6 protein-coding genes and 1 tRNA gene are annotated in these 8,828 nt (G+C 64.4%); 3 read left to right on the forward strand and 4 right to left on the reverse strand.

What is annotated here, in order from left to right; genetic code table 11:
* The first annotated feature begins 200 nt into the window (after nucleotides 1-200).
* From Q319_RS0121265 to Q319_RS0121270, 3 genes are all read left to right on the forward strand, one after another.
* Entirely contained in the window at nucleotides 201-653 is a 453-nt protein-coding gene (locus Q319_RS0121265) for a prepilin-type N-terminal cleavage/methylation domain-containing protein (RefSeq protein ID WP_029484425.1), read from the forward strand.
* A gap of 440 nt (nucleotides 654-1,093) precedes the next feature.
* Nucleotides 1,094-1,170: transfer RNA gene (locus tag Q319_RS27560), tRNA-OTHER, on the forward strand.
* Nucleotides 1,171-1,642: 472 nt separating this feature from the next.
* Entirely contained in the window at nucleotides 1,643-3,874 is a 2,232-nt protein-coding gene (locus tag Q319_RS0121270; RefSeq protein ID WP_156039522.1) for an NHL repeat-containing protein, read from the forward strand.
* A gap of 872 nt (nucleotides 3,875-4,746) precedes the next feature.
* Here Q319_RS0121270 and Q319_RS0121275 read toward each other — a convergent pair.
* The 4 genes from Q319_RS0121275 to Q319_RS28420 all read right to left on the reverse strand — a co-directional run.
* The gene (locus Q319_RS0121275) at nucleotides 4,747-5,346 is read right to left on the reverse strand and encodes a hypothetical protein (protein ID WP_029484427.1); all 600 of its coding nucleotides are present in this window, start codon (nucleotides 5,344-5,346) and stop codon (nucleotides 4,747-4,749) included.
* Entirely contained in the window at nucleotides 5,343-6,215 is an 873-nt protein-coding gene (locus Q319_RS0121280) for a CapA family protein (RefSeq protein WP_029484428.1), read from the reverse strand. The genes Q319_RS0121275 and Q319_RS0121280 overlap by 4 nt, the downstream gene beginning before the upstream one ends.
* A 13-nt stretch (nucleotides 6,216-6,228) precedes the next feature.
* A complete protein-coding gene (locus tag Q319_RS0121285; protein ID WP_245619428.1) occupies nucleotides 6,229-8,271 on the reverse strand; it encodes a DUF3160 domain-containing protein in 2,043 nt (680 codons plus the stop codon).
* Between the two features lie 332 nt (nucleotides 8,272-8,603).
* A partial coding sequence (locus Q319_RS28420; RefSeq protein WP_029484430.1) for a hypothetical protein occupies nucleotides 8,604-8,828 on the reverse strand: 225 nt, incomplete at its 5' end.

Consider the following 8,828-nt stretch of genomic DNA (forward strand, 5'->3'; position numbering starts at 1 on the left):
AATTTCGATAAAAACTATAGCCGATAAAAATCGAAGTTGTTCAGTGTTGAAACTTCACTGTGAAAGGAGGCTGTAAGAAACGTCTTCGTACAGTTAGCTCAAGCAGGACAGGAGACACCCGCACCTGCAAGCCATAAGTAGGCGGGCCGGACCCATACATAAATTATCCGGCAGGTCGAACGCGCACAAGGAGAACCACCATGAACAACAAGTACAGCATGAAGAACAACACCGAAGGCTTCACCCTGATTGAGCTGCTCATCGTCATCGCCATTATCGGGATCCTGGCTGCTGTGCTGATCCCCAACCTGCTTGGTGCCCAGAAGCGTGCCTATGATACCGGCGCCCAAGGCTGCGCCAAGAGTCTTCAAACGGCCCAGGCCGCTTGGCAGATCGACAAGCAGACATACGGCATTCTTGGAAATACCACAACCACACTTAACGCCAAAACGGACGGCGTCGCCACTAACTGCAAAGACGCCAATATGAGTGTCGTCGCCACGACCGGCGTCACCTTCAGTGGCTCCGAATACTCATTTGACGTCGGTGATATTCGTGGTAGCAAGACCTTCCGCGTTAATCCTTCTTCCCTTAAGGCTGTCCCATCTACCGCAGCGCCCACCGACGCTGCTCCCGTGACCGCTGGCCCTTGATTTTAGTCACCGCGAATAGGGCTTGACTTTGATCCAAAGCCAGAGTGGGACGATGCATATGCATCGTCCCACTCTGGCTTTAATTCCACTGCTTGACGCTGCTACTAGCCTCGCCTGTTCGATCACATCCCACGTTCGAATGGGAATCGAGAGCCGCATGGCTCTGTGAATACGCCTCAGTTTGGAATGGCACTTTACCGGTTCCAGCGAGCGCGTCGTGCTATGGAGACTCTTGCCGAAGTGATTCAGCCTTGGTTCGGCATCGTATGTTGGTCTGATATGGCGGACTTTTCGCGGTACGGTAGTCATCCACGCTCAGGGCCCGACTGTAATAGCGACTGTAGTAGCGGCCAATCCCAAACAATCTGAGAAGGGATCAAAAGGGACATGCGGTCTGTTTTGCACGTGTCAGACGTGACCACAAGGGACAGAAAAACAAGAGCTAATCCTGGAAAATACGCACCCGAAGCACCTTCTAAGCGGTCGGTCAATGGTTCGAGTCCATTGGGGTGCACCACCAAAAGACCGTCCAGGACGGCAAACGAGGAGGCGGCCGCTGGCCGTCTCCTTCGCTTCTTACCTCTACTGTACCTCTACTCACTGCAACGTGACCCCAAATCGAACGGACCCGTCACTGGGGACAAGGAGGGTTGCGCGCCATTTCGCGCGTCGGTGGGGCTTCCAGCCTGCGGGCGAGACGGCCCTCCTCCCATCATAAGGAACAGCATTCCTTCGGCGTTGGTCCAGGATTCAGAATCTGGCGAGGTTGGCCCGCAACGGGGCGAGGCCAGAACCGTTCCACCGTGGGCGGTCACTTGCGCAGGACTGCCCTGCGTTTCTGGCGCCGCCTCACGAAAAGATGTGGCGGCGGACACGGCTTCTCGCCCCCGCTCACCGTGCCTGATGGCAGAGCGGTAACGTCCTGCCCCAGATCCCCCCCGCAGGGGGCTTTCGTGTAATCCGCATGAGGCACTACACTTCCAGTCTCCGTGAAACGACACCTCTTTCCGATCGTACTGACCGGGGCACTACTCAGTGCATGCGGCGGCGGCCCCACTCCTCTTCCCGGCGAGAAGCCTCCAGTCGACCCGCCGCCCGTCGGTGCGCCGTTAGCGGACCGCCTGACGGGCAAGCTCGCCGCCTGGCCGTACACGTCGGCCTCCCTGAACGTAGGCCTGATCTTCAACCCGGACGCACTCAAGTTCGCGCCGCTGCCGTTATCTGATGGTGGCGTGGTGGACCTGAAACTGCCTCAAATCAAGCTGGTGAAGAGCTTGCTCGACGGCTGCGCGCTGTCGCCCGGATTTGAGGGTGCCCAGGGCCGCTACGACGTCGCGGTCTTTGAGGTGGTCTCGTCTCAGGTGGATTATCTGGGACAGGTTTTTGAAAACGGCCTCGACAACACTGCACAGCTCCGTCTCTACGCCTCTGCGGCTGGTCAGCTCAAGGGACGAGCCGAGTGTGCCGATGGCGAGACCTTTATTTTCGACGCCCCAGTGCAGGCCGGGTGGAACGTGTTGAGCGGTCAGTTCGACGCGGCCCAGAATATCCTGCGGCTCGTCAAGTCGACTTCGCCCTCCACGCTGGTCTTCCGCAAGGGCAAGGAAGAGGTGGCGATTTATCCGGTCAACCCGGAGCCGATCACGCTCAGACGCGGCGAGTCGGTCAAGGTTCCAGTCAGAATCTTCCAGAACGGTGGGATCAGCGGCGAGGTGACGCTCCGTACCTACAACGGGGTGACGGTCTCGCCGGGGACGGTACGGCTGCCGGACAATGTCGGCAAGCTGTCTGTCGGGACTGGGATTTCCGGGGCAGCAGCCCGCCCCAGGCTGAATGCTGCGTTGGACGCTACACGGAGCGCGCCGTTGCGCGGGCAGGCCCTCGATACGGTGTTGACACTCAAGGCCGAGGACTACGCGCCCGGCCTCGGCGGTGATCTGGTGGTCCAGGTCCTCAGAGAGAACGGCGTCCAGATCGGCCAGCTCGTACTCAAGGATGCCAGGGTGCTGGTACCGCAGATCAGTATCGACGCGCCAGCGGTGGTAGCCCCGCGCGGTGTGAAGACGCCATGGGGACTGAGCGTCTATCCCGGAGACTACCGTGGCCAGATGCGCGTGAGCGTCGAGGGCTTGCCCGCCGGACTGACCCTGATCGCACAGACCCAGCAGGTCAGCAGCCCAGGTGGAATCCCCTTCCAGTTCCCCCTCGATGTTGCCGCAGGCGTGCCCGTGGGCAACTGGCCGGTGACGGTGGTGGCTGAACAGGTGGCCGACGGCATCACGGTGAAACGCCGCGCACTGATAACCGTGATGCCCGTGCCAGTAAAGCTGCGCACACAGCCGTATTCGATCGCGACCGACGACGCCGGACGGCTGTGGTACCGCGACGGCCAGAGCATGGTGCGTCAGGCGGCGGACGGCAGTGCCCAGGCATTTTCCATCCCCACATCTGCGGCCTCAGATACGTCAGTGCGGACCGGACGTGACGGCGGCATCTGGCTGCTGAGCAGACCCCAGGTCCGCTTTGATCCGTCCACGGGCAGTGCGGAGCTCAAGAACAACCCCACGGACGGTTTGAGCAGTTCGTACGGTGTTCTGTTCGACAGCCAGGGCCGTGGCTGGGACCAGTACAACCTGATCCGCAGGCTGGATTACGTGCCTGGGGGAGGTCCGGACAGCGGGACGATCTCAACTGTGGCCGGCAGCGAGAACGATTTCCTGATGGACGTGGGTGGTGAGCGCGTCTGGGGATACACATATGCGGGAAGCGGGATGCAACTGGTGATCATCGACGCCCAGACGCTGAAGCGTCGCGCGCTGAGCGTGCCCGGCGTCAACAGTTATCTGCATGGCTTTGCGCGCGGCGACAAACTGTGGCTCGAGGGGAGCACCCCCGGGCAACTGGCCGCGTTTGATCCGGCCACCGACCAGGTCAGCCGCTACGACGTGGTGGTGGACGGTCAACCGGTGCGGGACTTCAAGGTGCTGGGCGTGGACCGCCTGGGGCGCCACTGGTTGGAGACCGGCCAGATCGACGGTGATCTGTACCAGAAAGAATGGGTTCTGTATGACCCACTGACCTTGCAAGTGGTGACGCGCGCGCCGGCGATCTTCCTGAGCGGCACGGGAGAATCGGCGGCAGTAGCGGCTGGCGGCACGCTGTGGGTCCGCACGCTGGATGCCAGCGGGCTGGTGTCCTACGCTTACGCGTTCAAGCCCTGAGAGCGTCTTTCAGTCAAAACTGGGCTGAATAGCGCGCCGCGCGCTGATGGTGTCGCTGCCCTACTCAAACTTCATGATCAGTTGCCGTTGCCAGGGGAGGTGACGGCTCAGCCGTCCTCGTGGCCGAGCCAGAGGCCGAAAGCCATCGGCCCCAACGTGCTGGACCCAGCGCGGAAACGGCTCAGGCGGGCCGGGCGCAGGGACGAGAACAGGCGGTGGTGTTGAAGACATTCTGGATGGACCACGGTGACCGTTGATCAGCAGGGAGTACAGGACCAGCGCCCTGGGCGGCCCCAGTAGATTCCGACTTCATCCGAGGCAACATTGCAGGGCGGCCATATCCGGGTCCCACCCCTGGAGACGGTGTCCATGTCCCTGAGTGGCCGGAAGTCACCCACCGCTATCCTGACGCCGCTGCTCCTCGTGCTGGGGCCGTGCCCCTCGTGGTCATCACTTACGGCGGCCACCAGACGGGTGTTTCCGAATGTCGGTGTACCGCAACATATGAAGCCGCCCAGACTGTGGGAGCCACCAGAAAAGCCGTGCTGTTCGTCTATGGGAGTGGTGCTCGTCTTTCGAAACCCAGCTTTGCCCAGATGGACGTCCACGACCAAGACGAAGGAACACCTGGCGTGAAGCGGACTGCTCGCCTGTTGACTTGCGCCTCGACTGCAGATGGCACAGTGGCCGTCCATCCTGTGGACGCCGCCGAATGATGCACCCTCCTCCCCCGTGCCCACAGCTTTTCGCCTTTGCCCGTCACGATCTCACGGGTTGACCACTGTCGGGTCACGCTGGCATGCAGAGAGCCAGGCTGGTCGCGCCCGAAGGAGGACAGGGCTTTTGATGAAGGGTCTTCTCCGTCATGCCCGTCAACGTACGGCAGGTTGACCGGCAGCGTCGGCGCTGAGCTGCCGGGCAGTCAGCAGCAGGCGGCGGTCCAGCCGGAAGCCGAAGCCGGTCCAGCTCCACTCGCTCAGGGCCACCGACGGGGCGTTCCGTCCGCTGGCGTAGCGGCCTTCCAGCGCCACCAGCCGCCCATCCGGCAGCACGGTCAGGGCCGTGACGGGTTGGAGCAGCGCGCTGCCCACCCAGACGTCACGGAAGGTGCCGCCCGGCCCAGGCTTGAGGACCGCGACGTGGGCGCTATCGCCGCGCGCGTCGTGGTTGGCGGTGATGGGCGAGCCAGGCGTGGACCAGCGCGTGATCGGCCAGTCGCGCCAGGGCCGCCACACCGCCAGGATGCATTCGGGGCTGCCGTCGCCTGTCACGTCGGCGTAGACCTGCGAGCGCACGTCCCAGGACGCAGGCAGGCGCAGTGGCGGACAGGGCGCAGGAGAGCGCAGCGCCCCGGCGGGAATCAGGGTGCCGTCTGCGCGCAAGGTGCGCCAGCCGCCCGCGCCTCCCCCAGCAAGTGCAACACCGCCCAGCGCGACACCGACGAGGAGCAGGGCAGGCAACCAGAGCTTCATCTACACGCGTCCAACCCGAGCCGGGCAAGAATCCGGGGGTGCTCCTGCCCGTTGGCGGGCGAGACGCGGCCCGCACGGTAGCGGGTGGGCACGGCGCAGGCGCTCCAGCCAGTCGTTTCAGGCGTGACCTGCACCACCGCCCCCACGCGCGCGTCCGGGTAAGGCTGATCCAGCAGCAGGTTGCCCAGGCTGTACAGCACCAGCGCCGTGCCTATCCGCTCGTGGCCTTGCAGCACATGCGGTCCGCTGCCCACGATCAGGTCCGCTCCCGCCGCCGCCAGTTCGCGGGCCAGTCGGCGCTGCCTCGCCGTGACCGGACCATATTCCGCGCCCCAGTGAACGCCGACCACCACCACCTGTGCCCGCCGCGCGCCTTCCCGGATGGCGGCCAGGGGGGGCGGCGTGTGGCCGTCATCAAAAAACGCAACCCAGGCGACGGGAACACCGCGCACCCGCGTCAGGGTCAGCCCGCGCGTGACCGGAGTTAGGCCGCTTGCCCGCAGAACCTGCCGCGTCTGCGACTGTCCACGCACGCCGCCGTCCAGCGTGTGGTTGTTCTCCAGGCCGAGGTGGGTGAAAGCGCTCAGAGCCGCCACCCCGGCGGGCGGTCCGCGCAGGTCCAGGCCGCTGCCCTGGTGCGGCTGCGTGGTCAGCGGCGACTCCAGGTTGCCGAACGTGGCGTCGGCCCTGAGCGCCGCCCGCACACCCGCAAGCGCAGCGCCCCAGTCTGCGGCGTTCATCTGGGCCACCGCGCGCCCCACGCTCACGTCCCCCACCAGCGCAAACGTCAGCGGCGCGGTTTCCTCTCGCCCGCCAGACGTCAGGGCCAGCAGGCCGAGGGCCGCCAGCAAGACAGCGCTCGCCCTCACTTCACCACCATCTTCACTTCACCAAGATGCCGTCCAGCCACGGATGCACCGGGGGCAGCTTGCCCGCCTTCAGCCGCACGCGCCACGCCTCGTCGGTCAGCCGCTGTGAGACGGGAACCGCGAACTCGTACTGCGAGTACACGCCGCCGCGCGCGATCTGCTGCCCGCCGCGCCCGTCCGGCACCACCGCGTACACCTCGTGGATGGTGCCGGTGGCCTCCTCCAGCGCAAGGCCACCCGCCGTCGCCACATCCGCCACCACGCCCGCGTAGGGTTGCTCGTCAAAGGAGGGTGCGCCGCCGTCGTCCCCACCCTCGGGATCGGTGCTGGCAATCTTGAGCTGCTCCAGCCAGCCGCCGAAGAAGTGGATGCGGTCATAGCTGTCACGGCTCAGGGGCTGCCCGGCCAGTTGTTTGGCGCTGACGGTCTTCAGAAACGCCAGCATGTCGCGCAGCTCCGCCAGGTTGTTGTCGGTGCGCTCGGAAAGAATATTCTGATCGGTGAGGACACGGCGAGTCAGCGCTTCCAGGGCCAGCAGGCGGATCCAGACCTGGGAGGCAGGCTCTACATAGCCGCGCGGGTGTTCGGGCTGCTCGCCCCCACCCATCTCCACCATGACCTGCTTGGCGTACAGCAGCGTGTCGTGGCGCAGCTCGGTCCACGATCCCAGCGCGGTGAGCATTTCCTTGCGCGTCCACGCGGGCGTCCGCATGAAGGCGGGGTAACGGCTGTCGCGCGCCTCTGGCACAGCGAGCGCTTGCAACACATATAGCCAGCCGCTGTAGACGTTGGCGTTCCAGTCGGCGGGTTTCAGGGCCGCAAACTGCGCGCGGGTCTTTGTCATCTGCGGGCCGTAGTTGGCATAGGCGGTGTCGCCCAGCTTGCCCAGCTCGTTCAGTGCGGCGCTGCTGCCCAGGGCGGCGAGCAGGTCCAGGCCACGCGGCAGGGCACGCGGCTTCTGTTCGGTGCCCACCTCGCGGTAGACGAGTTGTTGCAGGGCCGCGCCGTCCAGCGTGAAGCGCTGTCCCATCAGCCGGAAGCCCAGCGTCTCGCGCTGGCGGACGTCTGCGCCCTCACCGGGTTTTGCCACCACGAAAACGCTGTTGACGCGCGGCGGCGGCAGCTTGGAAAGGGCCGCCTGAAATGCTGTCAGGGTGCTTGCCTCGCCCAGCTTGCGAATGTTGCCACCCATAGCCGTCTGAAGTGCCGAGGCGTACTGCCGGTAGTTCAGATCGTCACTCGCGCCGATCAGCAGCGTGGTGGGATCGTACAGACGCGCCCACAGCTTCTGCGCCTGGGCGTCTCCAGTCAGGAGGCTCGTGATCAGCGCCGCCGTGCGCGTCTCGTCGGGCTTCGTGACCCGCAGGTTGATACGGCCCAGCCAGGTCAGCGTGCGGAAGTAGCGTTTCAGTGTCTCGGAGCGGGTGTAGTGGCCGCGCGGCACATACTGGGAATAGTCTTCCAGCATCTCCGAGGCCGCGAAGATGGGTGAGAGAGCGGCTCCAGCGTGGGCGTCAATCAGTTTCAACTCTGCGGCCACCAGCGGTGCGACTTCTGCCGGTACCGGGGAGGCTGGGTCCGCCAGTTTCTGCGCGACAGCCAGATACGCCAGCGCCCGCCGCGCGTCAGTCTCAAGTGGCGTGCCGCGCAGCGCCTTCAACTGCTTGTGCGCGCTGACCACCAGCCGCGCCGTGAGCTGCCGGGCCGTCGGCGCGAGCGTCTCGCGCTCCAGATCGCGCAGCAACTTGTCAAACACCAGGTGATAGATGTGCAGCACCGAGTCCGTGGTCACGAAGATCGGCTGCTCGGCGTACCGGGTGGCCTCGTACACCGCGTCGAACTGCCGCCACCCGGCAGGGGCGATCACGAAGCCCTGGCGGGAGAGGGCCGCGCGCTGCGCCGCGTTCAGGGTGGGAAAATTCAGGTCCGGGTTACCCCTGAGCAGGCCGGGGTTGCTGAGGGCGTTGAGGTTGACCGGCAGCGTGGACGCCGCCCCCATACCGGCAGAAAGGGTGATGAAACACGACAGGGCCACCATCAACCGGGAAGGCATCATGATGTCCATACAGTACACAGTGGGGCGAGTGCTGCACCCGCGCCGCAGGACGTGCGAACTGGGGCCTCGCCTGGGCGGGCAACCACGCCGAACTCGCGGTTGGTGGGAACGCACAGGCAAGCGGCCCCAGTTACAGACAGCGGCTCCAGAGTGAACTGCCCTACCGGCTGGCAGACCCCCAGCATCACTGCGTGACCTTCTCGCCGCCCAGACTTAGAGCGTGTTTATCAATGGTTCGGACAGTTTTGACGAAAAGTAGGGGTGGCCCAAAAAACGGGTCTCCGGTAGGGTGAGGTTCTCAAGCCCACACCCAAGGAGACCCAATGACTATTTTACCTGTGCTGCTCACCCTGCTCAATCTCCCCGCTGCCCAACAGCGTTTTTTCCTCCACCTGATGCCGGTGTGGCAGGCCATTCCTGGCCGAATCAATGCCCTGAATCTCAGCCGTTACAGCGGACTCCACGAACGTACCTTCCGCCGATGGTTTCAAAAGGCCCTCCCGTGGAATACGCTCCAATAGAGCGTACCGGAACTCCTCGTGCGGCTGGGCGCACTC

It is taken from the genome of Deinococcus marmoris DSM 12784 (assembly GCF_000701405.1).
GTDB lineage: Bacteria > Deinococcota > Deinococci > Deinococcales > Deinococcaceae > Deinococcus > Deinococcus marmoris.